Raw genomic sequence first — 24686 nt, forward strand, 5'->3', positions numbered from 1 at the left:
CAGGCCCCGCGTTTTTCTTTTGGGGCGTTGTCATGGATCGACCGGTAAAGACGCTGCTTGCGCCGTTTGAGGCGGGTGAGGTCCCGTTGCCGGAGACCGGAAGCGCGTGGCTGTTCCTCAATGCCGCCGATCCGGGTTCCGCCGGCGATCTGTTCGCACAGGGCCGGCTTTGCTGCGTGCAGCCGTCACGTCCGGCGTTTCTGGCACTGGAACGGGCCGGACAGGAGGTTTGGCCCGAAGCGCCTGAAGATCCGTTTGACGGCGCGCTCGTGCTGCTCGGCAAGCATCGGCGTCTCAATGAGGCGATGATCGCCGAGGCCAATGATGCGGTTCGCCCCGGCGGATTGGTCCTCGTCGCGGGCGACAAGGCGCTGGGGGCGGCCAGCGCTCGCAAATGGGCCGGCGGGCAGGTACCGCTCGGTGGCTCGCTCGCCAAGCATCACGGCATCGCATTCTGGTTCCCGGCCAGTGAAGATGCGTTTGCAGGCGTTGCGCTGCCCGTAACCGAACCGGCGCCGGGTTTTGCCGCAGCGCCCGGCATGTTCTCGTCCGACCGCATCGATATCGGGTCGGCGCTGCTCGCCGAGCACATCGATGGCCGCATCGCCGGCACCGTCGCCGATTTCGGAGCGGGCTGGGGCTATTTGTCCGGCGCGGTTCTGACGCAGGCAAGGCCGGCTTCGCTCGATCTGGTCGAAGCATACAGGCCTGCGCTCGACCAGGCACTTGCCAATCTCGCACCGCTCAGGGGCGAAGTACCCGTCACCGGCCGCTGGCTGGACGTGACGACCGAGCCGCTGCCCGGACCGTTCGACTGGGTCGTGATGAACCCGCCTTTTCACACGGGTCGTGCGAGCGAACCCGATCTCGGCCGCGCCTTCATCGCGGCCGCCGCGCGGGCGTTGAAGCCTTCGGGCCGGCTTTTGTTGGTCGCAAATCGGCGCCTGCCCTATGAGCAAACACTTCGGGATCGCTTCGCAGCCTTTGTGGAAGGCGAGGTCCGCGACGGTTTCAAGCTGATCGAGGCATCCCGGCCACGCAGAACCGGCGGTCAGGATGCTGCCGCGAGAAACTCGGGCTGAGGCACCGCAGGCAGCGCGCCGGCCGGCCCCGCTTCGCTGTCGCGGTGATGATGCTTGATGGCCGACAGCGGCTGCGGCTTGCCGAACAGATAGCCCTGCATGATCGTGCATCCGGCCGCGCGCAAGAGTGTCGCCTGGTCCTGGGTTTCCACACCTTCGGCAACCACGGATGCTCCCATGGACCGCGCCATGCCGACGATCGATGCAACCATGGTGCTGGCGGCGGGGTCCTTGTCGGTGAGACGGTCGACAAAGGATTTGTCGATCTTCAGCGTGTTGAAGCGCAGCTCGTTCAGTGTCGAAAGGTTTGAATAGCCGGTCCCGAAATCGTCGATCGCCAGCAGGATGCCGAGCTCGCGCAGCTGGGCGAGCAGCCGTCTGACCTCGCTGTGGTTGCGGATCAGAAGCGTTTCGGTGACTTCGATCTCCAGCCGGTCGGGCCGGATTTCGGTGCCGTTGATCAATCGGCCGAGATTGGCCACGAAATCGTCCCGGTTGAACTGCGCCGGCGAAACGTTGGCCGACACGGAGATGTTGTCGGGCAGCTGCTCGAGGTCTTCGCACACGCGGCGCAGGACGAAGTCGCCGATCTGCTGGATCAGCCCGCACTGTTCGGCGATCGGGATGAACTCCGATGGCGGGATCGAGCCGTTCTGATGGTGGTTCCATCGCAACAGGGCTTCATAGCCAACCGTTTCGCCGGTAACGGCGTGGACCTTGGGCTGGTAGTGCAGCATCAGCTCGTCCCGTTGCAGGGCTCCGCCCAATTCCGCTTCGATCCAGTGGCGGTAGGCGGCGACCTGGCTCATCTCGGGATGGTAGATCGACCATGTGCCGCGGCCGGTGGCGCGCGATGTCGTGCGCGCCAGATTGGCATGGCGCAGGATGCGTTCCATCGGCGGGTTGTTCTTGTGAATCTCGGCGACGCCCGCGTTCCAGAAGACCGAATGTGACGCATTGCCGACACGTACCGGCAGCGACAGGATCCCGAGTAGCGCTTCGGTCGCCGCGCGCAGCTCCCGGTCGTCATGATTGGCGGCCAGGACGATCACGAACTCGCCGCCGCTTGTGCGTGCGGCAAGGCCGGTATCGCCGACAACGCGCTGCAGCCGGTCGCCGAACACGCGCAAAAGCGAGTCGCCAGTTTCCAGACCATAGGTTTCGTTGAAATCGCGCAGGGAATCGAAGTCGAGGCTGATCAGGAAGAAGCGGTTCATCCGGCTGGGGCCGCCGCCTTTCGAGACATAGCCGTCGAGGCTTTCCGCCAGGCCGCTGCGTGACAAAAGGCCGGTCACCGAATCGACGCTCAGCAAGGCCTCGTAGGTCTGGCTCGCATCGTCGCCGCCGGCGAAATAGGCGTGTGCCGTGCCCGCGCCCGCGAGCGACGCCAGGCCCAGAACGATGGCCCCGAAGGTTGCCGCTTCGCGATAGCTGCTCAGCGTCATGCCGGCCATGTCCAGCGCCCAAAGCGCCAGCATTGCCGCGCCCATGCCGCTGGAGAAGATGGTCAGTGCGCGGAAGACGCGGGTCTGCTTGGGTACTTTGTTGCGCTTCATTTTGCCCCCTTGCGGGCAAATTCGCAGCAAAACCCTAAAAAGGGGTGAAATGAAGCATTGCGGCACGCTGTGGTTGCGGCCTCGTGTGGGTTATTTTTGGTCGGTGCGCCTGAGCTCGTCGAGGCGCGGCATCGACATGATGTTGTAGCCGCTGTCGACATAGTGGATTTCGCCGGTCACGCCTCCGGAAAGGTCGGACAGAAGGTAAAGCCCGGCGCCGCCGATATCGTCCAGATTGACCGCCCGGGCCAGCGGCGAGTTCTTTTGCTGGAAATTGTACATCAGCCGGGCATCGGACACGCCGGCGCCGGCCAGCGTCCGTACCGGACCCGCCGAAAGCGCGTTGACGCGGATGCCCTGGGCGCCGAAGTCGGCCGCCATGTAGCGCACGCTGGCTTCCAGCGCGGCCTTGGTCACGCCCATCACATTGTAGTTGGGCATAACCCGTGTCGATCCGCCATAGGTCAGCGTCAGAAGCGAGGCGCCGGGGTTGAGAAGAGCCATCGATTGCTGCGCGACCTCGGTGAACGAATAGGCCGAGATGACCATGGTCCGCGTGAAGTTCTCACGCGTCGTCACGTCGACATAGCGGCCCTTGAGCTGCGACCGGTCGGTGAACCCGATCGCATGGACGATGAAATCGAGACTGCCCCATTCGCTGCCCAGCGTTTCGAACACCGAGGCGACGGTGCCGACATCCTCGACATCGCAGGGCATGACCAGCGACGAGCCGAGTTCTCCGGCCAGCGGCTTGACCCGTTTTCCGAGCGCTTCGCTCTGATAGGTGAAGGCGAGCTCGGCTCCCTGCTCGGCAACGGCCTTGGCTATTCCCCAGGCGATCGAATGGTCGTTGGCGACGCCCATGATCAGGCCGCGCTTGCCGCTCATCAGTCCTGTCATCGGCGTGTCCCTTCCCTCGGCCGCATCAGTCGGCGAACCGCTGGAACGCCAGCGTCGCATTGGTTCCGCCAAACCCGAACGAATTGGAGATGGCGATGTCGTATTCGACATCGTCGATCCGCTGCCGCGCGATCGGCATGCCTTCAAACTTCGGATCGAGCTCGGTGATGTGGGCGCTTTCGCCGACGAACCGGTTGTTCATCATCAAAAGCGTGTAGATCGCCTCCTGCACGCCGGTTGCACCCAGCGAGTGGCCGGTCAGCGATTTGGTCGAGGAGATGTGCGGCAGCGCGTCGCCGAAGACGGTGCGTATGGCTTCCATCTCCCGCTCGTCGCCCACCGGCGTCGAGGTGCCGTGCGTGTTGATATAGGTGACCGAGCCTTCGGTGGTGGCGAGCGCCATCTTCATGCAGCGCACCGCGCCTTCGCCGGACGGAGCGACCATGTCATAGCCGTCCGATGTCGCGCCGTATCCGACGACCTCGCCATGGATCTTCGCGCCTCGGGCCTTGGCATGCTCGAGTTCCTCGAGCACCAGAACGCCGGCGCCGCCGGCGATGACGAACCCGTCGCGGCTGGCATCATAGGCGCGCGATGCGGTCGATGGCGTTTCATTGTGCTTGGTTGACATGGCGCCCATCGCGTCGAACAGGTTCGACATCGTCCAGTCCAGATCCTCGCTGCCGCCGGCGAAGACGATGTCCTGCTTGCCCATCTGAATGGTCTCATAGGCATTGCCGATGCAGTGGTTCGACGTCGCGCAGGCCGACGAGATCGAATAGTTCACGCCCTTGATCTTGAACGGCGTTGCGAGCGTTGCCGAAGCGGTCGATGACATCGCCTTGGGCACCGCGAAAGGCCCGATCCGTTTGGGGGAGTTGTTCTTCTGGGTCAGCAGCGCCGCCTCGAAGATGGTGCGGGTCGACGGGCCGCCCGAACCCATGATGATGCCGGTCCGCTCGTTGGAGACCAGATCGTCGCCCAGCGCCGCATCGGCGATGGCCTGGCGCATGGCGATGTAGTTCCAGGCCGATCCGCGCGCCAGGAACCGCGACTCCCGCCGGTCGAGAACCGTGAACGGATCGAGCGTCGGCTCGCCATGGACATGGCATTTGAAGCCCAGCTCCGCATATTCGGCCGCATGGCTGATGCCCGACCGCGCTTCGCGCAGCGAGGTCAGCACCTCGTCCGTATCATTGCCGATCGACGAGACGATCCCCATGCCGGTGACGACGACGCGTTTCATGTTCGCTTCCCGTTGTTTTGCGTCAGGCTTTGAAGAGCCCGACGCGGAGGTCGGTAGCCTGGTAGATGGTTTCGCCGTCGGCTTTCATCCAGCCGTCCGCGATGCCAAGCACCAGCCGCCCGCGGCGCACGCGTTTGAAATCGATGCCGAACTCGAGCAGCTTGACCGAAGGCGTGACCATGTCGGTAAACTTGATTTCGCCGGTCGACAGTGCCCGGCCCTTGCCCGGTTCGCCCAGCCAGCCAAGGTAGAAGCCCGTGAGCTGCCACAGCGCGTCCAGGCCCAGACACCCCGGCATCACCGGGTCGCCGATGAAGTGGCACTCGAAGAACCACAGATCCGGCGTGATGTCGAACGCGGCGCGGGCATAACCCTTGTCATGGTCACCGCCGGTCTCGGATATGTCGGTGATGCGATGCAGCATCAGCATGGGCGGCGCCGGCAATTGCGCATTGCCCGGGCCGAACAGGTCCCCGCGCGCGCATTCCAGGATGTCCTCGTAGGTGTAGCTTGATTTCTGCTCGGCCATGCCGGTGGGCGTCCTCCGCGTTCTTGACTGCCGGCCCAAGCCTTGGCGCCGGCCGCGTCTGTTTATTGATCCCCTGCGGCCCGGTCAAATTGACGCTGCGGTCGCGCCGGGCGGAGCTATTGCCATTCAGCGCCAATGCGAATATATGAAAATGAGTTGCAACAACAGGGAAAATCCCTGTGTTCACGGCTGTTTTTGGGATCGAAGATGGCGCGCACTGAAAGCGCCGGGGCACACAGCTCCGACACACGCAATCTCCTCCAGTCGGTCGGCCTTCGGCCGACCCGGCAGCGCGTTGCATTGGCGTCCATGCTGTTCGGCGAGCACGATCAGCACATCGCCGCAGAAGATCTCCACCGGCAGGCGCTGGACGCCGGCATTCCGGTATCGCTGGCGACCGTCTACAACACGCTGCACCAGTTTACCGATGCGGGGCTATTGCGCATCCTCGCCGTCGAGGGCCAGCGCACATATTTCGACACCAATACGTCCGATCATCACCACTTCTTCATCGAGGAGAGCAACGTGGTGATGGACGTGCCCGAGGGTACGGTCACGGTCGGTGATCTGCCCACGCCGCCCGAAGGCATGGAGATCGCCAACGTGGATGTGGTGATCCGGCTGCGTCCGACGCGCAAGGCACGCTGACCGCGCGGGCGATATCGCCCGCCCCCGAACGTTCGAGTCGGTTCGCCCCTATTCGATGATTTCGTCGGGGTAGGCACCCCACAGGTCGGCCTGCGCGACGAAACCGCTCAGCGTCCGGTCCTTGTGGCGAACTTCCAGTTCGCACCAGGCGCCGTCACAACGCTCGATCTTGCCGACCACGCCCGGCTGCAGCTTGGCGACCGCTTCCGCGCCGGCGCGCGATTCCGCATAGAGCGTGATGACGTTGCGCGCATCGCGGGCATTGCGCCATGGCGTTGCGATCGCCGTGCGCGTGCCCGACAGGAGCGAGCCGTGGATCCAGCCCGTATCGCCTTCGGAATCTCGGACCCGGCGCCAATTGTCATACTCCTGGATGACCTCCAGCGGCAGACCGGTCTTCACGTAGCGCCAGGCCACCGCATATTGCTTGCCCGGTCCGACCCGCATGTTGACCCGCTCGGCCTTCAGCGAAACGAAGCGCGGCAGCGGAAGGCCGCTGGGGCCGCGTGAGACCGAGCTCGTCGTCTGCGCGGACGCCGTCGGGGCGCCGCCTGCCGGAACCATCGTCAATGCCAGTGCCACGGCCAGTACCAAACGCATGTGTCACCTGTCCGTTTGTCGGCCGGCGGCGGCGCGAACCATGGCGCGCGACCAGGGCCGCGGCCGTCGAGACCCCTTTGCACCGGCGGGCGCGCTTGCTAGAGATGATGCGTCCGCACGGCTTTTCACACCGTCGCATTTGTTGGTTAACGAGCGATCAACGGACACCCTTGCCCGGCCATCGGGCGTCGGTATCGGGTTGGCCGGAACATTCAGGGGAAAGGGCCACGTCTTGGACACAAAGCCGACCGTGATCGTCACGCGCCGTCTTCCCGACCGGGTCGAGGCGCGCATGCGGGAGCTGTTCGACGTCCGCCTGAACGGCGACGACAAGCCGTTCGGCCGTGACGATCTGGCGCGCGCCATGACCCAAGCCGACGTGCTGGTGCCGACCGTTACCGACCGCATCGATGCGGACCTGATCGCGGGCGCCGGCAAGCGCCTCAAGCTGATCGCGAATTTTGGCAATGGCGTCGACAATATCGACATCGCCGCCGCCCATGAGCGCGGCATCTTCGTCACCAACACACCGAACGTCCTGACCGAAGACACGGCCGACATGACGCTGGCGCTCATTCTCGCCGCGCCGCGCCGGATCGTCGAGGGCGCAGGCTATCTTCTCGGCGAAGACCGTTGGGACGGCTGGTCGCCGACATGGATGCTCGGGCGCCGCATTCACGGCAAGCGGCTCGGAATTGTCGGCATGGGCCGCATCGGTATCGCCGTTGCGCGCCGCGCAAAGGCATTCGGACTGGCCGTTCACTATCACAATCGCAACCGGGCCGCGCCGGTCATCGAAAAGGAGCTGGGCGCAACCTATTGGGAAAGCCTCGACCGGATGCTCGCCCATATGGACATCGTCTCGGTCAATTGCCCCTATACGCCGGCGACTTTCCATCTGCTGTCGGCCCGCCGGCTCGAACTGCTGCGGCCGTCCGCCTTTATCGTCAACACCGCGCGCGGCGAGATCATCGACGAGGATGCGATGATCAGGCTCTTGGAAGACGGCCGCATCGCCGGCGCCGGGCTCGACGTGTTCGAGCATGAGCCCAAGGTCGACGACCGGCTGTGCAAGCTGGCCGCCCAGGGCAAGGTGGTGCTTCTGCCGCACATGAGTTCGGCCACCATCGAAAGCCGCATCGAGATGGGCGAGAAGGTGATCATCAACATCCGGATGGTGGCGAGCGGAGATCGGCCGCCCGATCGCATCCTGCCATCGATGGTGTGAAGCAGCGGGCCGGCGGTACGACGCCGGCCCCGTCGGTGGGCATCAGGCCTTCTTTTTGGCCTGTTTCTGCCAGTCGCGGATCTGCCGGTCGCTGAACGGCATGTAATCGTCGATGCGCTGGATGTCCGATGCGCTCAGCCCGGCAATCTGCGCAAAGGTGGTAATGCCTTGCTCGTTGAGCTGACGCTCGGCGACCGGGCCGATGCCCTTGATGTCGGTCAGCTTGTCCTTGGTGCCGGAGGGTGCGGCGAAAAGCGGGCCGTCAGGCGCCTTGGGCGGCGTCTCCGACGCGGCCTTTGACGGCTTGCCGGGTTTTTCCGACTTGCCGCCTTTTGCCGCTTTTCCTGCTTTGCCGTCCTTGCCGGATGCGGACGAGGCGGTCGATGATCCGGTTGCTGCGGCTCCCTTTGTGGCCGTGGCGCCCGACTTGGACGCCTTGCCGCCGCTCTTGCCAGACCCGCGGCCCTTGCCGGACACGCTGCCTTTGCCGGACACGCTGCCCGCTGCCGCGGTGGAGGTCGAAGCCGAACTGGCGCCAGCCGCTTTGGTGCCCGACTTCGATGGCTTGCCAGCCTTTCGCGCTTTTGCGCCCGCCGCGGTCGATGCCGAGCCGGTTGCCGCAGCCGCCCCCTTCGACGCCGCCGGTTTTGTGCTGGTTGCTGGCGCGACGCCGGCCGCCGGCGCCGCGACGGAGCCTGGACCGGCGGAGACGGGGTTTTCCCACGCCTTGCCGCCGGCGGTGCGTGGCGAACGGACCAGCGGTTTGGCCGCATTGTCCCCCGACATGGATTTGTCGAGCGCGCGGCGCGACAGGTAGAGGTAAAGCCAGACAGCGATCGCGATCGCGATTGCGGTCAAAACCAGTATGAAGAACAGAAACATCGAAGGCCCCCTTGCTCTACACGCGCCCGGAAACGTCCCGGCGCCGTGACAACATCCGTCTGAAGACCTAATGACGCGCGCGCCGATCCCGGTCAAGCGCGCCGGCCATATCGCATCGTCTCAAACCGTGTCGACAGCGCATCATAAAGCAGCAGGCGGCCGAAAAGCGGCTCTCCCGCTCCTGTCACCAGCTTGATCGCTTCGGTGGCCATCAGCGATCCGATGACGCCGGCCAGCGCCCCCAGAACGCCGGCCTCGGCACATGTCGGCACCGTTCCCGGCGCGGGCAGGTCGGGATAAAGATCGCGGTAGCGCGGCAACGGCTTGCCCTCCTCATCGTTCCTGAAGGGCGCGAACACAGTGACCGATCCGTCAAAGCGCTGGATCGCGCCGGTAACGAGCGGCGTTTCGAGCCGCTCGGCCACATCGGCGGCAAGGCGGCGCGTTTCGAAATTGTCCGACCCGTCCATGATCACATCGTGACCGGTAAGAAGCGATTCGGCATTGTCCGGTGCCAGCCGCTCGGCCCGGCCATCGACCCGAACATGCGGATTGATCGCGGCAATCTGCGCAGCGGCGCTTTTCGCCTTCGGTTGCCCGACCGCGTCGGTCATATGCAGCGTCTGCCGCTGCAGGTTTGACAGCGACACGGCATCATCGTCGATGACGGTCAGCGTCCCCACACCGGCCGCGGCCAGATAGGTCAGTGCCGGCGAACCGAGGCCGCCGGCGCCGATCATGGCGATGCGCGCACCGGCGAGCCTTTGCTGGCCCGCGCCGCCGATCTCCGGCAGCACGATGTGCCGCGCATAGCGTTCGATCTGTTTGGCATCCAGGGCAGGGGGCTCAGCCATCGGCGGTGACGGTTCCGTCTTCGACCCGCAGATATTGCGCACGGTCTCCGAGCGCGTCAAACAGGTTCCGGTCGGTGCCCGTCATGAAGGCCTGGCCGCCGATCCCGTGCACCCGGTCGAACAGCTCCGCGCGGCGTTCAGGGTCGAGATGGGCAGCGACCTCGTCGAGCAGCAGGATCGGAGTCATCGCGCTGACCGATGCCGTCAGCGCCGCATGGGCGAGCAGCAAGCCGATCAGGAGCGCCTTTTGCTCGCCCGTCGAACACAGCGACGCGGCGATGGCCTTTTGCCGGTGCTCAACGACGAGATCGGCCCGGTGCGGCCCGGTCAGCGTGCGGCCCGCCGCCCGGTCGCGCCCGCGCTTGCCGCGCATGTCGGTTTCAAGCCAAGCCTGAAGGTCGCCGGCGGCCATGCCGTCCGCCAGCCGCGCCTCGAGTTCGCCCGCCATCGACAGGTCCGCCATGGGAAAACGAGCGCCCTGCGGCGTTTCGGCGATCAGCGCGGCCAGCAGGCTGACAAGCTCCTGCCGCGCGATGACGATTGCCGTGCCCAGCGCCGCCAGTTGCGCTTCGATCGCATCGAGCATCAGATCGTTCTGGGCGTTCGGCGGCGTCTCCAGCAGCCGGTTGCGCTGCCGCATTGCCTTTTCATGGTCCCTTGCGCGCCGCCCGTGCCCGGGATCGATCGCCAGCACCATGCGGTCGGTGAAGCGGCGCCGATCCGCCGCAGGTCCGGTGAAAAGCCCGTCCATGGCCGGTGTCAGCCAGAGAATGCGCGCCAGATCGAGCAGTTCTTCGGCGCTGGCCGCATTGGTTCCGTTGATGCGCACCCGCCTTGTCCGCGCGCCGTTCTCCGTTGGCGTCACGCCCGCCGTCCCGGTGCCGACCGCATAGCCATCGCCGTCGCGTTCGAGCTTCGCGAACACCGAAAACCCGTCGGCGCCCTTGCGCGCCATGTCGGACAGATTGGCCCGGCGCAGCCCGCGCCCCGGAGAGAGCAGCGACACGGCCTCGATCAGATTTGTCTTGCCCGCGCCATTGGGGCCCGAAAGCACCACATGGCGCCCGTCGAGCGCAAGCGTCGTCTGTTCATGGTTGCGGAAATCGGTCAGCGTCAGGGCCGACAGGCGGACAAGCGTGCTCATCGGCGTGCCGCCGCCCGTGGCGCCGGCGTCGCAGCGCCTTCAGACGCGCATCGGCATGAGCACATAGAGCGCGTTCTTGTCCTCGGGGTCCTCGATCAGCGTCGGCGAGCCGGCATCGGCGAACGAGAACTTCACCTCGTTGCTGCCGAGCTGGCTGGCGATGTCGAGAAGATAACGCGCATTGAAACCGATCTCGATCGCCTCGGCGTCGTAACCGGCCGGCAACTCCTCGGTCGCCGAACCGGAATCGGGGTTGTTGACGGCCAGCGTCAACTGCCCGTCCGACAGCGCCAGCTTGACCGCGCGGCCCCGTTCCGACGAGACCGTCGATACGCGGTCGACGGCCTCGGTGAAGACCTTGCGGTCGATGACCATGTCCTTGTCGTTGCCGACCGGAATGACGCGCTGATAATCGGGAAAGGTGCCGTCGATCAGCTTCGATGTCAGCACGACAGAACCAATGGTCAACCTGACCTTGCTGTCGGACAGTTCGATCTGCACCGACACGTCCGGATCGTCGACCAGCTTCTGGAGTTCGCCCACCGTCTTGCGCGGCACGATCACGCCGGGAATGCTCTCGGCGCCGTCCGGCGCCTTGGTTTCGGCACGGGCCAAGCGATGGCCGTCTGTGGCAACCGCGCGCAGCACGATGTCGCCGTCGGCTTCGGCCGTGTGCAGATAGATGCCGTTCAGATAATAGCGCGTCTCTTCGGTCGAGATGGCGAACTGGGTCGCCTCGATCAGCCGGCGCAGCACGGCGCTGTCCAGTCGGAAACTGTGGTCGAATTCGCCGGCCGCCAGTTGCGGGAAGTCGGATTCGGGCAGGCACTGCAGCTTGAACTGCGACCGGCCGGTGACGACGCTCATCGTAGCGCCGTCCGCATCGGTCGACAGCATGACCTCCGAGCCGTCCGGCAGCTTGCGGACGATGTCATAGAGAAGGTGCGCAGGGACGGTGGTCGCACCGGCCTGTTCCACATGCGCCGGCACCGCCTCGTTGATCTCAAGGTCCAGGTCGGTCGCAGTCATGGCGAGGCTTCCGCCATCGGCTTTCAGCAACACGTTCGACAGAATCGGGATCGTGTTGCGCCGCTCGACGACGCGATGCACATGATTGAGGGATTTCAGAAGGTTGGCTCGCTCAAGGGTCACGCGCATGGTCGAATGATCCGGTCTGGCATATCAGAGGGCCGGCCCGGAGACACGAGGCCGGCGAATGGAAAGGGCGCCGCTCCGGCCGGTTGTCCGTCCGCAAATCGTCGTCCCCTCGGGATCGCGAATGTGGCGGCTCGAACGTCGAAATGCAAGTGCGATGGCCGGCCCTTGCGGGCCGGCCACGGCAAACTTTGGGGATAAAGCGCACGCCGTGTGCGAGGCGCTTGCTGCAGGCCTATTCCTTGATCAGCCGCCGCAGAAGCTCGATTTCCTTGGCCAGCTTCGGGTCGTCCTTGATCAGTGACTCGACCTTGCGGACCGCATGCAGGACCGTCGTGTGATCCTTGCCGCCGAACCGTCGCCCGATCTCAGGCAGCGAGCGCGGCGTCATGGTCTTGGACAGGTACATGGCGATCTGCCGCGGCCGCACGACCGAACGGGTGCGCCGGTTCGACAGCATCTCGCCGCGTGCCACATTGTAGTGGTTGGCCACCGTCTTCTGGATGTCCTCGATGCGGATCTTCTTGTCGTCGTCGATGCGCACCAGATGGCCCAGAATGTCGTCGACCCGGTCGAGCGCGATGTCCGGCTCGAACGAATGGCGGAAGACGAGCTGGTTGAACGCGCCTTCAAGTTCACGGAAGCTCGAACAGACCGTCTGGGCGACATGGGCGAGCACCTGCTCGGAAATGTCGAGCGAGGTGTCGTCGCGCCGCGCTTCCTCGAGACGCCGCTGCAGCATCGACAGCCGCATGTCGTAGTCCGGCGCCTGGATCTCCAGCGCAACGCCGCCGTGCAGGCGCGAGCGCACGCGCGGGTCGAGCGATTCCAGCTCCGACGGCGGCCGGTCGCCGGCAACGACCACCTGCCGGGCGCTGTCGAGCAGCGTGTTGATCAGGTGGCAGAACTCGGACTGGATCTTCTCGCCCTGCAGGAACTGCATGTCGTCGATCACCAGAAGGTCGATCTCGTGCAGCGTCTCCTTGAGGCGCAGCGCGCTCTGGTCGCGGATCGCGCTGGCGAACCGCCACATGAAGTATTCCGCCGTCAGGTAGACGACGCGCTTGGTGGGGTCCTTCGCCTTGGCCGCATTGGCGATCGCCTGCAGCAGATGGGTCTTGCCCAGCCCGACATTGGAATGGAAGAAGAGCGGGTTGAAACGCGCCGCGTTCGGCCCCTGCTCGACCGCGGCCCGGGCGGCCGCAAGGCATACGCGGTTGGACGGGCCCTCCACGAAACTGTCGAACGTGTAGCGGCTGTCGACGGGCGATCCGAGCATCTCGCCATTGCGGCCGGTTTCGGCAACGCCCTGGCGCGCGGCCGCCGCCGCAGGCGTGCGGTCCGACTTGGCCATTGCATTGGCCTTGGCCCTCTCCGCGCTGGCTCGGGCGGCGTCCGCGACTTGGCCGGCGCGTTCCGAGACGGCCGCGCCGCGCGTGGCGCTGCGAACGACCACGTCGATCTTCAACGCGTTGCCGTCTGCCTCCCGCCAGAAGTCGAGGATGGTATCGAGATAGTGGTTGTTAATCCAGTTGCGCAGGAACGGTGTCGGAACCGAAAGCTGAATGACCGGGCCGGAGGCGTCCTCAAGCTTGAGGCGCTTGAACCAGCTTTGGTAGACTTCGCCGCCCAGCTTGGCGCGAAGCTGCTGGCACACCTTGTCGAATGTCGTCCTGCCGTCTCCGGTCGGCTGGCCCGCCCTGCCGCCTTCTTCGCTTTTCTTCTTGCTCACGATCTCGCTCCCCTTTCTCGACTGTGCAACCGGCTGCTGGCCGGGCTGTCGATCGGGAAACGGATCTCGTTCGGATGTGTGAAACAGTGGTGCGGGCTGCGTCGTTGATTGCGCCACCCTGCTGGCTTCCCCTCGCATGTCGATGTTCGCCTCCTTCTGACCTGCAACGGCATGCGCACACGCCAAGGCCGCCCTGTTTTCAACATTGCGGGCCATGACGGTCATGTGCCCCGTGTGGACCGACGCAAAACACAAACAGGCGTCGGTTATGTCCCGCAATCAATGTCTGCCGGCCGCTGGCCGCCATCGTCTTCATCCACGCCCGCGGACATGGCGACGATCTGTCGCCACCACGGACACCTTCTCAAATCCGGGCAATACTCCCCCGCTGCCGGAACCGCAGGGTCCCGTCACTGCGCAATCGCTCAACTCCCGAATTGGCCCTGCCCCGGGACCGCTGGACGCACGCACCCGCCGCGAATGCAACTTATAGTCGCAATCGGCTTGTCGGCTCGCTATTTTCAGCAGGAACGCGCGCCCGTTCAGTGAGGACAAATTAGCCCCATCCGAGCCGTTGTTACAAGGCCCGTTAGGGCATTTTTAACCGAGCTGCGCCTCGGATTTCGGGAACAAAATGTGTCCCGATTCGCTTTGCAAAAGATAAGCGATTGGGATTCCACAGCTTCTTTCGAAACGACAAAAAATGCAGCTTTCGGCAAATTTTTTTTCGCATGTGAAGGCTTGACTCTTGCGCAGATTCCGTTTCGCGGGAGCGCGGTGGCCTCTCGGAGGCGTTGTTTCGTAAGGTATTGAAAACAAAGGGAAATATTGGGCAGCGCCATGCAAATCCGCTGTCGCCGCCGCGGCACGGCAGGTCCGTTCGATATCGGACAGCCACGCTAAATGGCTGTCGCCCAACGGGAATTTTCTTGTTAGCCGGAGAACGAAAAAACCCGGCCGAGGCCGGGTTGTTCAAAAGCTGAGCCGACGAAGCAAAACTAGCCGGCGATTGCCTTCACGCGGCTTGCCAGGCGCGAGACCTTCCGCGAAGCCGTGTTCTTGTGCATCACGCCCTTGGACGCTGCACGCATAAGTTCAGGCTGCGCGACTTTCAAAGCTTCGGTTGCAGCCGCCTGATCGCCGGCCGCGATGGCTTCCTCGACCTTGCGGATGTGGGTGCGCACGCGCGAGCGGCGCGCGGTGTTGACTTCGGTGCGCGCCTCGATCTTGCGCGTTGCCTTCTTGGCTGACCTTGTGTTGGCCATGCTTGCCTCTCTCGATCTGGTCCGGAACCCGGAAGCGGCCGCCGGACCGGATGGACGATCGCTGGACGGCCTTGAACAATTATGGCGGCAAATCTGCCGCCAAGATTGCGTGGCTATAATCTCAAATGCTCTGCCAGTCAACGGCGGATGGCGCTTTGCCCCGCCTCACCGGTTGCGGAAACTCGGCGTGCGCTTGTCGATGAACGCGGCCATGCCCTCGCTCTGGTCCTCGAGGGCGAACATGGCGTGAAACAGCCGCCTTTCGAACCGCAGCCCTTCGGCGAGGCCCGTCTCGAACGCCTGGTTGATGGTCTCCTTGGCCATCATCACCGAAGGCAATGAGAAGCTGGCGATCTTCTGCGCGGCGCTGATGGCTTCCTCGATCAACTCCGTGTCCGGTACGATCCGCGCCACGAGCCCGCACCGTTCGGCCTCCTCGGCGTCCATCATCCGGCCCGTCAGGCACAGATCCATCGTCTTGGCCTTGCCGATCGAGCGGGCCAGACGCTGTGTGCCGCCCATGCCCGGCATGATGCCGAGCGTGACTTCCGGCTGTCCGAACTTGGCGCTCTCGCCGGCGATGATGAAATCGCACATGGCCGCCAGCTCGCACCCGCCGCCCAGCGCATAGCCGCTGACGGCAGCGATCATCGGCTTGGGAAACCCGGCCACGGTTTCCCAGCCGCCCAGCGCATCGTGCATGTAGGCGCTTGCGAACGCGAACTCCGACATCTCCTTGATGTCGGCGCCGGCGGCGAACGCCTTTTGCGAGCCGGTGATCACCACGGCGCCGATCTTGGCATCGTCGCGCATCGCCGCAAGAGCGTCGATCATCTCGTCCAGCAGCGCCTTGTTGAGCGCGTTCATGGCCTTTGGCCGGTTCAGCGTGATCAAACCGGCTTCACCGCGCTTCTCGACGATGATCGTGTCATAGGCCATGGCAGATGCGCTCCGTGGATCGGGGTTGATGGCCGGCTATCTCTGGCATGCCGGACAGTAGAATGTCGACCGCCCGCTTTGGACGATGCGCCGGATCGGGGCCGTGCAGCCGTCATGGCGGCACGGTTCGCCCTCCCGCCCGTAGGCGGCGAAGCTGTGCTGGAAGTAGCCCAGCGATCCGTCGGTGTGCACATAATCGCGCAGCGACGAGCCGCCCGCTGCGATCGCGTCGGCGATGACGTCGCGCACGGCGTCGGCCAGGGAGTGGCAGCGGGGCGTCGGTCGGCCAGCACGCGTGACAAGCGTTCCGGCCTTGCGTCGCGGCGAAAGCCGCGCACGCCACAGCGCCTCGCACACATAGATGTTCCCCAGGCCCGCGATCAGCCGCTGGTCGAGAAGGGCGGCTTTCAGAGGTGCCGCCTTGCCGGCGAGCATCACCGCCAGCCGTGCGCCGTCGAGCGCGTTGCCCGTCGGCTCGATCCCGAGGTCCCGCAGGAACCGGTTCCGATACAGCGTTCGGGCGCGGTCCAGATCGACAAAGCCGAAGCGGCGCGGGTCGTTGTAGGTGACGCGCCGGGTGGTCCCGTCCCGGCGGGTCAGATGAAAGACGATATGGTCGTGCGCGGAAAGCTTCGAGCGCTCGTGGTGGAACATCCCCGGGATGGCGGCGTCCGCGCCGTCCTCGACGCGGTAGGAGCCGGACATGCCCAGATGGCTGATCAGCACCGCGCCGCTGTCGAAATGCAACGTCAGATATTTCGCCCGCCGGCCGACAGACGTGATCGTCCGGCCTTCGAGCGCCGCCGGCAGATCGCGGGGCAGGGGAAAGCGCAGGTCGGCCCGGCGCAGTTCGAGCCTCGCCAGCCGTGCGCCCTCCATCGCCGGCTGCAGGCCGCGCCGGACGGTTTCGACCTCGGGCAGCTCAGGCACGGTCCGTCAGCTCACCCAGAAACGAGGTGCCGTCGTCATCGGCGCCGATGCCCAGATGGTCGGCCAGCGTTTCGCCGATGTCGGCGAATGTCGGGCGGATGCCGACGCCGGTCGCGGCAAGGCCCGGTCCGAACCCGACGATCGGCACCCGCTCGCGCGTATGGTCGGTGCCGCTCCATGTCGGATCGCAGCCGTGATCGGCGGTGATCAGCAAGAGGTCTCCGTCGCGCAGCTTGCCGGTCAGTTGCGGCAGATAGCGGTCGAACGCCTCGAGTGCGGCCGCATAGCCGGCGACGTTGCGGCGATGGCCGTACAGCATGTCGAAATCGACGAAATTGGCGAACACCAGGTCGCCGTCGCCGGCGTCGTCGACGGCCTTCAGCGTGGTCTCGCCGATCGCCGCGTTACCCGATGCCTTGCGAACCTCGCTGACCCCCTGATGGGCGAAGATGTCACCGATCTTGCCGACCGCGATCACCCGTCCGCCAGCCGCCACGGTGCGGTCGAGAAGGGTCGGTGCGGGCGGCAGGACCGAATAGTCGCGGCGATTGCCGGTCCGCTCGAAGCTGGCTGCGTTCTCGCCGACGAACGGCCGCGCGATCACCCGGCCGATGTTCATATCGTCGACCAGCGTCCGGACGGTCTCGCAGAGCGCATAAAGCCGGTCGAGTCCGAACCGGGTCTCGTGCGCGGCGATCTGGAAGACCGAGTCGGCCGATGTGTAGAAGATCGGCAGCCCGGTGCGCAGATGCTCCTCGCCCAGGTCGGCGATGATCTCGGTGCCCGATGCGTGCCGGTTGCCGAGCGAGCCCTCAATGCCCGCTTCGGCGTAGATCGCCTCGAGCAGGGATTGCGGAAAAGCAGGCACCTCGTGCGGAAAATAGCCCCAGTCGAAAAGAACCGGCACGCCGGCGATCTCCCAATGGCCGGACGGCGTGTCCTTGCCGTGCGAGACCTCCTGCGCGGCGCCCCAGAAGCCGTCCACGCGCGCCGGCTTCAGCGCGGCCGCGCCCGCATGGCTGGACGCCAGTTCGACCGCGTGGAAGAGGCCAAGCCGGGCCAGGTTCGGGCAGTCGAGCGGGCCGCTGCGATCGTCATTTTCGGCTTCGCCGGCGGCCGCCCTGTCGATGATGTGGCCGACCGTGTTGGCGCCCTCATCGCCGAAAGACGCCGCATCGGCCGCACCGCCAATGCCCACCGAATCCAGAACCACCAGAATTGCGCGCGCCATGTGCCTGCCTCGCTTGCCACAGGTTGCCGCAGCCTCAGCACGGCCGTGATCGGGCATGCCGCTTGCGCCAACGGCGTCTTATAAGCTTGAGTGTGGTCCAGGTCCATGTCGTTGACGGGTTGGGGTGCCTGCAAGATGAAACATCTGTCGAGGCTGGCTGTGACGCTGGCTCTGCTTGTGTCCGCTTCTCCGGCGGTGGCCGACTGGCGCACGGAAACCGGCGTCTTTCGTGTCGGAGTGGTGGGAAGCGGCGCCGGCGACGGGTCGCCGGAACACTATGCGCTGTTCCGCGATGCGGTCAGTGCGGCCATCGGAATGCCGGTGGAGGTTCTGCTGCTGCGCGATGCGCCCAGCCTGATCGACGCGCAGACCGCCGGCCGCATCGAATATGCCGTCCTTTCGGCGCTTGGCTTTGCGACGGCCCAGGAGACGTGCGCGTGCCTGGTGCCGCTGGCCGCGCCCACCGCCGCTTCGGGCGCCTTTGGCGTCCAGTCGACGCTCGTCGTAAGGCCGGGGGAGGGTGATGGCCGGACGGCACTGGCCGGTGGTCCTGTCGGCCATGGCCCCACCGGATCGCTGACCGGCGATCTGGCGCCGATGGTATCGTTCCGCTTTGGGGGCAAGCCGCTGCGCGAGGCTGGCCTCGATCTGTCGGTCCAACCCAGTTTCGAGACGGCGCGCGATGCGTTTGTCGCCGGTGACCTTGTTGCGTTTTTCGCGTGGGATTATGCCGCACCCGACGGCGCGCCCCGGCCCGGCGGCGGATTGGCCGCGACGGTGGTTGCGCTCGGCGACGGCGCTGCGGAAATCACCTGGCGATCAGGCGTGGTGCCGTTCGGGCCCCATGCCGTGCGTGACGATGTTCCCGAAGAGGTAAGGCAGGCGCTGACTTCGATGCTGGTGGCGCTCGACGAGGCTTCGCCGGCGGCGTTCGATGCGATCTCGCCATCGCTGGCCGGTGCGTTTCGGCCAACGGCTCCGGGTGACTACGACTATGCAATCGAACTGGTTCGAAGCGTGTCGGCGCTGCGATGATCGGCTGCCAACAGGCCTGATGGATGCATTGGCGGGCTAGTTGCCGAACAGGTCTGCGTCGCCTCCGGCACCAGCCTCGAACATGGCATTCACGCGGGCGCGCTCGCGGGTGGATTCGATTTCGGCCGGTGTCTGATAGGCCCATTCGCAGAAGGGCTCGCACGACAAGGTCTCGACGATCGAGCGCCGGTAGATGCGCAAGGTCGACGAGTCGTCGCGGACGACGGCGACCTGTTCGTCAAGAATGGGCGTGCCGGCACCGTCGAGCACGACGATGTTCGTGCGCCCGAACCCCTGGCCGGTCAACACGATCGTGTTGGCATCATGCACCGTTGCGTCGGCGACGCCCGGATTGCCGATGATAACCGTCGAGGCAGCCCTGGACAGCTTGAGCACTTTGGCCTGGTTGAGCACGACCTCGACACCGGCATCGGTTACAGGTTCGGCGTTTGCCGGACCCGCCAAAGGCACAGCGAACATCAGCGACAGGGCAACAACACCGGCAACACGCAGGGCCATGATCGGACTCCGGACCATTGATCTTTCCGCGCCCATCTTCGGCGACAATCGTGAAGGAAGCATTAACCATGCGTGTCCGGATCAGGCCCCGCGCGCCTCAGGAAGTCTTAACGAGGCGGTGTTAGCCTTGGCCCATGCAATGCATTGAGCCACGGAAACCGTCATGATCTCGGCCATCATCTTTGTCGTTTTTCCTTTCGCGATGATCTACGCGGCGCTGTCGGACATGTTCACCATGACGATCGCCAACCGGATCTCCTTGCTGCTGATCGTGACATTTCTCGCCATCGCACCGTTCATCGGGCTGACGTGGATGCAGTTCGCCACGCATCTGGCCGCGTTTGCCCTCGTCCTGACGGTCACGTTCGGGCTGTTCGCTGTCGGCGTGATGGGCGGTGGCGATGCCAAGCTGATGGCCTCGACGGCTCTGTGGCTCGGGCTTGGTCCGGCGCTGATGAACTATCTGTTGATCGCCACGGTTGCCGGAGGAGCGCTGACGCTGTTCCTGATGGTCTTCCGCAAGTCGGCCCTTGCCACCTATGCGGGCGAGGTGCGCGTGCTCCGTCGGATCATCGACGAGAAGGACATTCCCTACGGCATTGCGCTGGCCGTCGGCGGGCTCGCCTCTTTCGGCCTGTCGCCGGCCATGGTTTGGGCACTCGGCCAGGCATGACGAGAGCACTTCGCCGCTTCACCGTTTGTTAAGCATACCGCTGCAGCGACCGTTAACCATAAGTACACCATTGACGACTGAAAATGCGCCCCATGGCGGCGAGGTCCGTCCAGAGATCGGGTGTGCTCATGTCGATGCGTTTTGTGATTATGGCTGTTGCGGTGCTCGCGGCCGGTGCCGCGGGTTTCCTGGCGATGAACATGATGGGAGCGTCCGGCCCGACCGAGACTGTCGTGGTCGCGCCCTCCGCCCCGGCCATCGAGCTCGACGAGGTACTGGTCGCCACCGAGACGTTGACGACCGGCGCTCGGGTGGAAAACCGAATCCGCTGGCAAGACTGGCCGACCGGCGCGCTCTCGCCCGACTTCATCACCCGCTCGAGCCGGCCGGACGCGATCAGCGAACTCTCTGATTCCGTCGTTCGGGCCACCATCTCTCAGGGCGAGCCGATCCGGCCGATCAAGCTGCTGGGCGCTGATCAGAGCTTCATGTCGTCCATCCTGCCGGCCGGCAAGCGCGCCGTGGCCACCGAGATCGCAGCCGACACATCGGCGGGCGGCTTCATCCTTCCGGACGACTATGTCGATGTCATCATGGTCAGCCGGGAGAACGATGGCGGGTTCCGGACGGAAACGATCCTGAACTCCATCCGCATCTTGGCCATCGACCAGACCATTCGCGAGGATGAGGAAGGCCGGCTCGTCCAGGTTGGCCAGACCGCCACATTGGAACTGACGCCCCAACAGGCCGAGATCATCACCGTTGCGCGACAGATGGCCGACCGGCTGACGCTTGCGCTGCGCTCGGTGAAGGATGTCAGCCCGGCCGAGGCCGAGAACGCCGCCGACCATCTGATCGGCGCGGGTCCGGGCGGAACGATCACCGTCATCAAGGGCGGCCAGAGAGTGACGTCAGCGCCATGACCAAATCATCTCCCCACGACAATCGCGCGCGGAACGACCGCGCATACGTGACACGAACCGACAGGCATCCGCTCATGGCCGCTCATCCGTTCAAATTCTTGCTGATGGCGTCCGCCGCCGTCGCCATGCTGCTTTCGCCGACTGGCCAGTCCGGGTTGCCGGGCCTTGCACAGGCACAGGCGCAGAGCGTGGTTTCCGTCGGCCGCAACACCTCGGGCAGCGAGCGCATCATGCTCGGACTCGACAAGTCGCTGGTGATCGACCTGCCTGCCGATGCCCATGACATTCTGGTCGCCAATCCGGCGGTCGCCGACGCGGTCTCCCGGACCGCGCGGCGCATCTACCTTTTTGGCAAGTCCGTCGGCGAAACAAACATCTTCGTCTTCGACCGCAATGGCGAACAGCTGGTCAGTCTCGATCTGCGCGTCGAACGCGATGTCGCCGGGCTTGACCGCTATCTGGAGCGGTTCATTGCAGGGTCGGACATCAAGACCGAGATCATCAACGACAATATCGTCCTGACCGGCACGGTCCAGACGCCGCAGGACGCTGCCAAGGCGGCCCAGCTTGCGGAAATCTTCGTCAAGGGCGGCGATGCCACCACCCAGGAAACCGGCTTCTTCTTCGGCCGGCTCGGCAACAGCCAGATCGTCAATCTGCTCGAAATCACCGGCGGAGACCAGGTGACGCTGAAGGTCACGGTGGCCGAAATTCAGCGTTCGGTCATGAAGCAGCTCGGCACCAGCCTTTCGGTGACCGGCTCGAGCGGCGACATCACCTTCGGCGTCGTAAACGAGGGCAGCTACGGTGCCCACGGCAAGCCGTTGAACGGCAACGGACTGAGCCTTGGCGGCAATTTCAGCGGCGGCGGCTTTGGCAGTGTGAATCTCAACGCCCAGTTCCGCGCCATGGAAGAAGCCGGCGTCATGAAGACGCTCGCCGAACCGACCCTGACCGCCGTGTCGGGCGAAAAGGCGATCTTCCGCGCCGGCGGCGAATACAACATCGTCAATGGCTCCAGCGTCGATGACGATGGCCGCGTCATCGTCAATTACCGGCAGATCGACTACGGTGTCGGCCTCGAATTCACGCCGGTCGTCCTGTCGCCGGGCCGGATCAGCCTCCAGATCCGCACCTCGGTCTCCGAGCCCACTTCGGAAGGCTCGGTCAGTGGCCTTGCCGGCAATGTCAGCGTCCTTTCGCTGCGCAAGCGGCTCGCTGACACGACCGTCGAGCTGCCGTCGGGCGGCTCGATGATGATTGCCGGCCTGCTGCGCGACGATGTCCGCCAGGTCGTCTCTGGCTTTCCCGGACTGTCCAAGGTGCCGGTCCTGGGCGCGCTGTTCCGCAGCCAGGACTATATCCGCGCCGAAACCGAGCTTGTGATCGTTGTCACGCCCTATCTGTCGCGGCCGGTCGCAGCATCGCAACTCGCGCGCCCGACCGACAATTTCAATCCGCCATCCGATGCCCAGGCCGCACTGCTGACCCGCGTCAACCGCATCTATGGCAGCCAGTCCCAAGAACCGCCGCCCGGCCGCTACCACGGCGCGATCGGCTTCATCTACAAGTGACCGGAGTTCAGCCAGCCATGTCCTTGAAACAGCTTCAAACGGTCGGCGGACTTCTGGTCGCGGCGAGCCTTTTGGCCGGTTGCGCGACCGGCACCGACAATATCGCTGTCAGTTCGGTTTCGGACGATTATCGCACCAACCATCCGATCGTCATCTCGGAGCGGGAGCAGACGCTCGACGTGGCCGTGGCCAGCGGCGCCCGCACGCTCAACCCGGCGACGCAAAGCAACATCACGGCCTTCGCTCGCACCTTCAAACAGTCGCGGACCGGCGTTCTGCATGTCCTACTGCCGTCCAACTCGCCCAACGAGCACGCCGCCGATCGTGTGCGCGAAACCATCATCGATGCGATCGAGCGAGGCGGCGCCAGCCGCAACGACGTGTCGATCCAGCACTATGATGCCAGCGGGCATGGCGCCGCCGCTCCGGTCCGGCTGTCCTTCCACGGTGTCACCGCCGACGTTCCGAAACCCTGCGGTCAGTGGACCGGGAACCTGGCCGAGACTGCGCAGAACCGCCACTACAGCGATTTCGGCTGCTCCACCCAGAAAAACCTCGCCGCTCAGATCGACAATCCGAACGACCTTCTTGGGCCCCGTGCGATGTCGCCGATCGACGCCGCCCAGCGCGGTGTGGTGATCGGCACCTATCAGAGCGGGCCGACCGGAAAGGCCTCCGAGGTCACCTATTGACGATGACACAGAACACTGCCCGCGCGATCGCGGGCAGTCCAGAAACCGAAGCGGAAGCAAGTGACATGTCCGATACCGCTCTTAATCTTGATGCCGAGCCCTTGGCGGCGGCGCCCGAAGAGGCCGATGCGCTTCAGCAGGTCCGGCCGGTGCCGCGCATTTCCGTGCAGGCGTTCTGCGAGACCCAGGCCGTGGCATCGACCATCGAGCGCATGGCCGAAGACCGGCGGATGTCGAAGGCGCAGACGCGCGTCTACATGGGCGGTCTTGCCGCGGCTGTCGAATTCTACCAGACCGCACCCACGCCCAATCTGATCTTTATTGAAATCGCCTGCGGCCGCGACGAACTGATGACCCGGCTGAACGAGCTGGCCGATGTCTGCGATCCGTCCAGCCGCGTCGTCATCATCGGCCATCACAACGACATCGCGCTCTACCGCGAGCTGATCCGCGCGGGCATTTCCGAATACATGGTCGCGCCGGTCTCGCTTGCCGACCTGATGAGCACGATTTCCGGCCTGTTCGCCGATCCCGAGGCCGATCCGATCGGACGGTCGATCGCCTTTGTCGGTGCCAAGGGCGGCGTCGGCGCGTCGACCATCGCCCACAACGTGTCCTGGGCGATCTCGACATTGTTCGAGAACGAGGTCTTGGTCGTCGACATGGACCTGCCATTCGGGACCGCCAACATCAATTTCGACCAGGATCCCGCGCAGGGCATCGCCGAAGCGGTGTTCTCGCCCGAGCGCCTCGACGAGGTCTATCTGGACCGGCTTCTCGCCAACTGCGCCGAGCATCTGTCGCTTCTGGCGGCGCCGTCGACGCTCGACCGTTCTTATGATTTTGGCGCCGATGCCTTCGGCAATCTGATCGAGATCGCGCAGCGCACCGCGCCGGCGGTCGTTCTCGACGTACCGCACGGCTGGAACGGCTGGACCAAGGCGACGCTCACCCATGCCGATGAAGTGGTGATCGTCGCCGCTCCGGAACTGGCCAATCTGCGCAACACCAAGAACCTGATCGACACGTTGCGCGGACTGCGCCCCAACGACTCGCCGCCTCGGCTGGTGATCAACCAGGTCGGCGTGCCCAAACGTCCGGAGATCTCCGTCGGTGACTTCAGCGATCCGCTCGAGATCGAGCCGGCGGCCGTCATTCCGTTCGATGCGCAGCTTTTCGGCAACGCCGCCAATTCGGGCCGCATGCTGGCCGAAACCGACGCCGCGAGCCCCGTGGTGGCGACGCTGGGCCAGCTCGCTCATCTGGTGACGGGTCGCTCTGTGTCCGTGCCCAAACACAAGCCCGGACTTCAGGCGCTGCTGGCGCGGCTGAAGAAGTCATGACGGCAA

24 protein-coding genes are annotated in these 24686 nt (G+C 64.9%); 9 read left to right on the top strand and 15 right to left on the bottom strand.

The features are described 5' to 3' along the window. Positions 1 to 32: 32 nt before the first annotated feature. Positions 33 to 1082: a class I SAM-dependent methyltransferase gene (locus ACOQOU_RS12780; RefSeq protein ID WP_306026233.1), complete on the top strand. Its 1050-nt coding sequence runs from the start codon at positions 33 to 35 to the stop codon at positions 1080 to 1082. Here ACOQOU_RS12780 and ACOQOU_RS12785 read toward each other — a convergent pair. The 4 genes from ACOQOU_RS12785 to fabA all read right to left on the bottom strand — a co-directional run bounded on the left by ACOQOU_RS12785 (position 1052) and on the right by fabA (position 5313). Next, entirely contained in the window at positions 1052 to 2638 is a 1587-nt protein-coding gene (locus ACOQOU_RS12785) for a putative bifunctional diguanylate cyclase/phosphodiesterase (RefSeq protein WP_306026234.1), read from the bottom strand. The genes ACOQOU_RS12780 and ACOQOU_RS12785 overlap by 31 nt on opposite strands. Positions 2639 to 2728: 90 nt before the next feature. After that, positions 2729 to 3538 carry an enoyl-ACP reductase FabI gene (fabI, locus tag ACOQOU_RS12790; RefSeq protein WP_109766869.1) on the bottom strand — a complete coding sequence of 270 codons (810 nt, stop codon included), beginning with the start codon at positions 3536 to 3538 and terminating at the stop codon, positions 2729 to 2731. A 25-nt stretch (positions 3539 to 3563) separates the two neighbouring features. Beyond that, entirely contained in the window at positions 3564 to 4784 is a 1221-nt protein-coding gene (gene fabB, locus ACOQOU_RS12795; RefSeq protein WP_109766829.1) for a beta-ketoacyl-ACP synthase I, read from the bottom strand. Between the two features lie 22 nt (positions 4785 to 4806). Then, the gene (fabA, locus tag ACOQOU_RS12800) at positions 4807 to 5313 is read right to left on the bottom strand and encodes a 3-hydroxyacyl-[acyl-carrier-protein] dehydratase FabA (RefSeq protein WP_109766870.1); all 507 of its coding nucleotides are present in this window, start codon (positions 5311 to 5313) and stop codon (positions 4807 to 4809) included. 207 nt (positions 5314 to 5520) lie between these two features. Here fabA and irrA point away from each other — a divergent pair, with 207 nt between their 5' ends. Beyond that, the gene (gene irrA / locus ACOQOU_RS12805) at positions 5521 to 5961 is read left to right on the top strand and encodes an iron response transcriptional regulator IrrA (protein ID WP_109766830.1); all 441 of its coding nucleotides are present in this window, start codon (positions 5521 to 5523) and stop codon (positions 5959 to 5961) included. Positions 5962 to 6009: 48 nt separating this feature from the next. Here irrA and ACOQOU_RS12810 read toward each other — a convergent pair whose 3' ends face one another. After that, positions 6010 to 6561, bottom strand: a complete 552-nt coding sequence (locus ACOQOU_RS12810) for an SH3 domain-containing protein (protein ID WP_109766831.1) — start codon at positions 6559 to 6561, stop codon at positions 6010 to 6012. 40 nt (positions 6562 to 6601) lie between these two features. Here ACOQOU_RS12810 and ACOQOU_RS12815 point away from each other — a divergent pair, with 40 nt between their 5' ends. Beyond that, a complete protein-coding gene (locus tag ACOQOU_RS12815) occupies positions 6602 to 7789 on the top strand; it encodes a 2-hydroxyacid dehydrogenase (protein WP_109766832.1) in 1188 nt (395 codons plus the stop codon). A 42-nt stretch (positions 7790 to 7831) separates the two neighbouring features. Here the strand turns inward: ACOQOU_RS12815 and ACOQOU_RS12820 are convergent, their stop codons facing one another. From ACOQOU_RS12820 to ACOQOU_RS12860, 9 genes are all read right to left on the bottom strand, one after another. Next, complete coding sequence (locus tag ACOQOU_RS12820; protein ID WP_420578728.1) at positions 7832 to 8767, bottom strand: helix-hairpin-helix domain-containing protein; 936 nt, start codon at positions 8765 to 8767, stop codon at positions 7832 to 7834. Further along, positions 8764 to 9525: a molybdopterin-synthase adenylyltransferase MoeB gene (moeB, locus tag ACOQOU_RS12825; RefSeq protein WP_306025183.1), complete on the bottom strand. Its 762-nt coding sequence runs from the start codon at positions 9523 to 9525 to the stop codon at positions 8764 to 8766. Before moeB ends, ACOQOU_RS12820 begins: the two co-directional genes overlap by 4 nt. Beyond that, positions 9518 to 10669, bottom strand: a complete 1152-nt coding sequence (recF, locus tag ACOQOU_RS12830) for a DNA replication/repair protein RecF (RefSeq protein WP_306025184.1) — start codon at positions 10667 to 10669, stop codon at positions 9518 to 9520. Before recF ends, moeB begins: the two co-directional genes overlap by 8 nt. Before the next feature lie 39 nt (positions 10670 to 10708). Next, complete coding sequence (dnaN, locus tag ACOQOU_RS12835; RefSeq protein WP_109766835.1) at positions 10709 to 11827, bottom strand: DNA polymerase III subunit beta; 1119 nt, start codon at positions 11825 to 11827, stop codon at positions 10709 to 10711. Between the two features lie 232 nt (positions 11828 to 12059). After that, complete coding sequence (dnaA, locus tag ACOQOU_RS12840) at positions 12060 to 13556, bottom strand: chromosomal replication initiator protein DnaA (protein WP_281004517.1); 1497 nt, start codon at positions 13554 to 13556, stop codon at positions 12060 to 12062. A gap of 998 nt (positions 13557 to 14554) precedes the next feature. Continuing rightward, positions 14555 to 14821, bottom strand: coding sequence for a 30S ribosomal protein S20 (rpsT, locus tag ACOQOU_RS12845; RefSeq protein WP_109766836.1), 267 nt, complete (start codon positions 14819 to 14821; stop codon positions 14555 to 14557). Positions 14822 to 14986: 165 nt separating this feature from the next. Then, positions 14987 to 15760: an enoyl-CoA hydratase gene (locus tag ACOQOU_RS12850; protein WP_109766837.1), complete on the bottom strand. Its 774-nt coding sequence runs from the start codon at positions 15758 to 15760 to the stop codon at positions 14987 to 14989. Between the two features lie 36 nt (positions 15761 to 15796). After that, positions 15797 to 16690, bottom strand: a complete 894-nt coding sequence (mutM, locus tag ACOQOU_RS12855) for a bifunctional DNA-formamidopyrimidine glycosylase/DNA-(apurinic or apyrimidinic site) lyase (protein ID WP_306025185.1) — start codon at positions 16688 to 16690, stop codon at positions 15797 to 15799. Further along, positions 16683 to 17921: a phosphopentomutase gene (locus ACOQOU_RS12860; protein WP_306025186.1), complete on the bottom strand. Its 1239-nt coding sequence runs from the start codon at positions 17919 to 17921 to the stop codon at positions 16683 to 16685. The genes mutM and ACOQOU_RS12860 overlap by 8 nt, the downstream gene beginning before the upstream one ends. A 135-nt stretch (positions 17922 to 18056) precedes the next feature. On the opposite strand from ACOQOU_RS12860, the gene ACOQOU_RS12865 reads away from it, so the two are divergent. Next, a complete protein-coding gene (locus ACOQOU_RS12865) occupies positions 18057 to 18956 on the top strand; it encodes a phosphate/phosphite/phosphonate ABC transporter substrate-binding protein (RefSeq protein WP_306025187.1) in 900 nt (299 codons plus the stop codon). Positions 18957 to 18992: 36 nt separating this feature from the next. Here the strand turns inward: ACOQOU_RS12865 and ACOQOU_RS12870 are convergent, their stop codons facing one another. Further along, a complete protein-coding gene (locus ACOQOU_RS12870; protein ID WP_306025188.1) occupies positions 18993 to 19475 on the bottom strand; it encodes a pilus assembly protein N-terminal domain-containing protein in 483 nt (160 codons plus the stop codon). A 163-nt stretch (positions 19476 to 19638) separates the two neighbouring features. Between ACOQOU_RS12870 and ACOQOU_RS12875 the strand changes: the two genes are divergently transcribed. The 5 genes from ACOQOU_RS12875 (at position 19639) to ACOQOU_RS12895 (ending at position 24680) form a co-directional block, all read left to right on the top strand. Then, a complete protein-coding gene (locus ACOQOU_RS12875; protein ID WP_306025189.1) occupies positions 19639 to 20148 on the top strand; it encodes an A24 family peptidase in 510 nt (169 codons plus the stop codon). A 128-nt stretch (positions 20149 to 20276) separates the two neighbouring features. Beyond that, the gene (cpaB, locus tag ACOQOU_RS12880) at positions 20277 to 21071 is read left to right on the top strand and encodes a Flp pilus assembly protein CpaB (RefSeq protein ID WP_109766875.1); all 795 of its coding nucleotides are present in this window, start codon (positions 20277 to 20279) and stop codon (positions 21069 to 21071) included. A 74-nt stretch (positions 21072 to 21145) separates the two neighbouring features. Next, the gene (locus ACOQOU_RS12885) at positions 21146 to 22645 is read left to right on the top strand and encodes a type II and III secretion system protein family protein (protein ID WP_306025190.1); all 1500 of its coding nucleotides are present in this window, start codon (positions 21146 to 21148) and stop codon (positions 22643 to 22645) included. A 17-nt stretch (positions 22646 to 22662) separates the two neighbouring features. After that, the gene (locus ACOQOU_RS12890; RefSeq protein ID WP_306025191.1) at positions 22663 to 23337 is read left to right on the top strand and encodes a CpaD family pilus assembly protein; all 675 of its coding nucleotides are present in this window, start codon (positions 22663 to 22665) and stop codon (positions 23335 to 23337) included. A 65-nt stretch (positions 23338 to 23402) separates the two neighbouring features. Further along, complete coding sequence (locus ACOQOU_RS12895; protein ID WP_306025192.1) at positions 23403 to 24680, top strand: AAA family ATPase; 1278 nt, start codon at positions 23403 to 23405, stop codon at positions 24678 to 24680. The last annotated feature ends 6 nt before the right edge of the window (positions 24681 to 24686 follow it).

This window comes from Oceaniradius stylonematis (assembly GCF_965223445.1).
Taxonomy (GTDB): Bacteria; Pseudomonadota; Alphaproteobacteria; order Rhizobiales; family Rhizobiaceae; genus Roseitalea; species Roseitalea stylonematis.

Coding starts and splice junctions, on each gene's coding strand:
- ACOQOU_RS12780 (WP_306026233.1), top strand. CDS start 33: ATGGATCGACCGGTAAAGACGCTGCTTGCGCCGTTTGAGGCGGGTGAG.
- ACOQOU_RS12785 (WP_306026234.1), bottom strand. CDS start 2,638: ATGAAGCGCAACAAAGTACCCAAGCAGACCCGCGTCTTCCGCGCACTG.
- fabI (WP_109766869.1), bottom strand. CDS start 3,538: ATGACAGGACTGATGAGCGGCAAGCGCGGCCTGATCATGGGCGTCGCC.
- fabB (WP_109766829.1), bottom strand. CDS start 4,784: ATGAAACGCGTCGTCGTCACCGGCATGGGGATCGTCTCGTCGATCGGC.
- fabA (WP_109766870.1), bottom strand. CDS start 5,313: ATGGCCGAGCAGAAATCAAGCTACACCTACGAGGACATCCTGGAATGC.
- irrA (WP_109766830.1), top strand. CDS start 5,521: ATGGCGCGCACTGAAAGCGCCGGGGCACACAGCTCCGACACACGCAAT.
- ACOQOU_RS12810 (WP_109766831.1), bottom strand. CDS start 6,561: ATGCGTTTGGTACTGGCCGTGGCACTGGCATTGACGATGGTTCCGGCA.
- ACOQOU_RS12815 (WP_109766832.1), top strand. CDS start 6,602: ATGGCGCGCGACCAGGGCCGCGGCCGTCGAGACCCCTTTGCACCGGCG.
- moeB (WP_306025183.1), bottom strand. CDS start 9,525: ATGGCTGAGCCCCCTGCCCTGGATGCCAAACAGATCGAACGCTATGCG.
- recF (WP_306025184.1), bottom strand. CDS start 10,669: ATGAGCACGCTTGTCCGCCTGTCGGCCCTGACGCTGACCGATTTCCGC.
- dnaN (WP_109766835.1), bottom strand. CDS start 11,827: ATGCGCGTGACCCTTGAGCGAGCCAACCTTCTGAAATCCCTCAATCAT.
- rpsT (WP_109766836.1), bottom strand. CDS start 14,821: ATGGCCAACACAAGGTCAGCCAAGAAGGCAACGCGCAAGATCGAGGCG.
- ACOQOU_RS12850 (WP_109766837.1), bottom strand. CDS start 15,760: ATGGCCTATGACACGATCATCGTCGAGAAGCGCGGTGAAGCCGGTTTG.
- ACOQOU_RS12860 (WP_306025186.1), bottom strand. CDS start 17,921: ATGGCGCGCGCAATTCTGGTGGTTCTGGATTCGGTGGGCATTGGCGGT.
- ACOQOU_RS12865 (WP_306025187.1), top strand. CDS start 18,057: ATGAAACATCTGTCGAGGCTGGCTGTGACGCTGGCTCTGCTTGTGTCC.
- ACOQOU_RS12870 (WP_306025188.1), bottom strand. CDS start 19,475: ATGGCCCTGCGTGTTGCCGGTGTTGTTGCCCTGTCGCTGATGTTCGCT.
- ACOQOU_RS12875 (WP_306025189.1), top strand. CDS start 19,639: ATGATCTCGGCCATCATCTTTGTCGTTTTTCCTTTCGCGATGATCTAC.
- cpaB (WP_109766875.1), top strand. CDS start 20,277: ATGTCGATGCGTTTTGTGATTATGGCTGTTGCGGTGCTCGCGGCCGGT.
- ACOQOU_RS12885 (WP_306025190.1), top strand. CDS start 21,146: ATGGCCGCTCATCCGTTCAAATTCTTGCTGATGGCGTCCGCCGCCGTC.
- ACOQOU_RS12890 (WP_306025191.1), top strand. CDS start 22,663: ATGTCCTTGAAACAGCTTCAAACGGTCGGCGGACTTCTGGTCGCGGCG.
- ACOQOU_RS12895 (WP_306025192.1), top strand. CDS start 23,403: ATGTCCGATACCGCTCTTAATCTTGATGCCGAGCCCTTGGCGGCGGCG.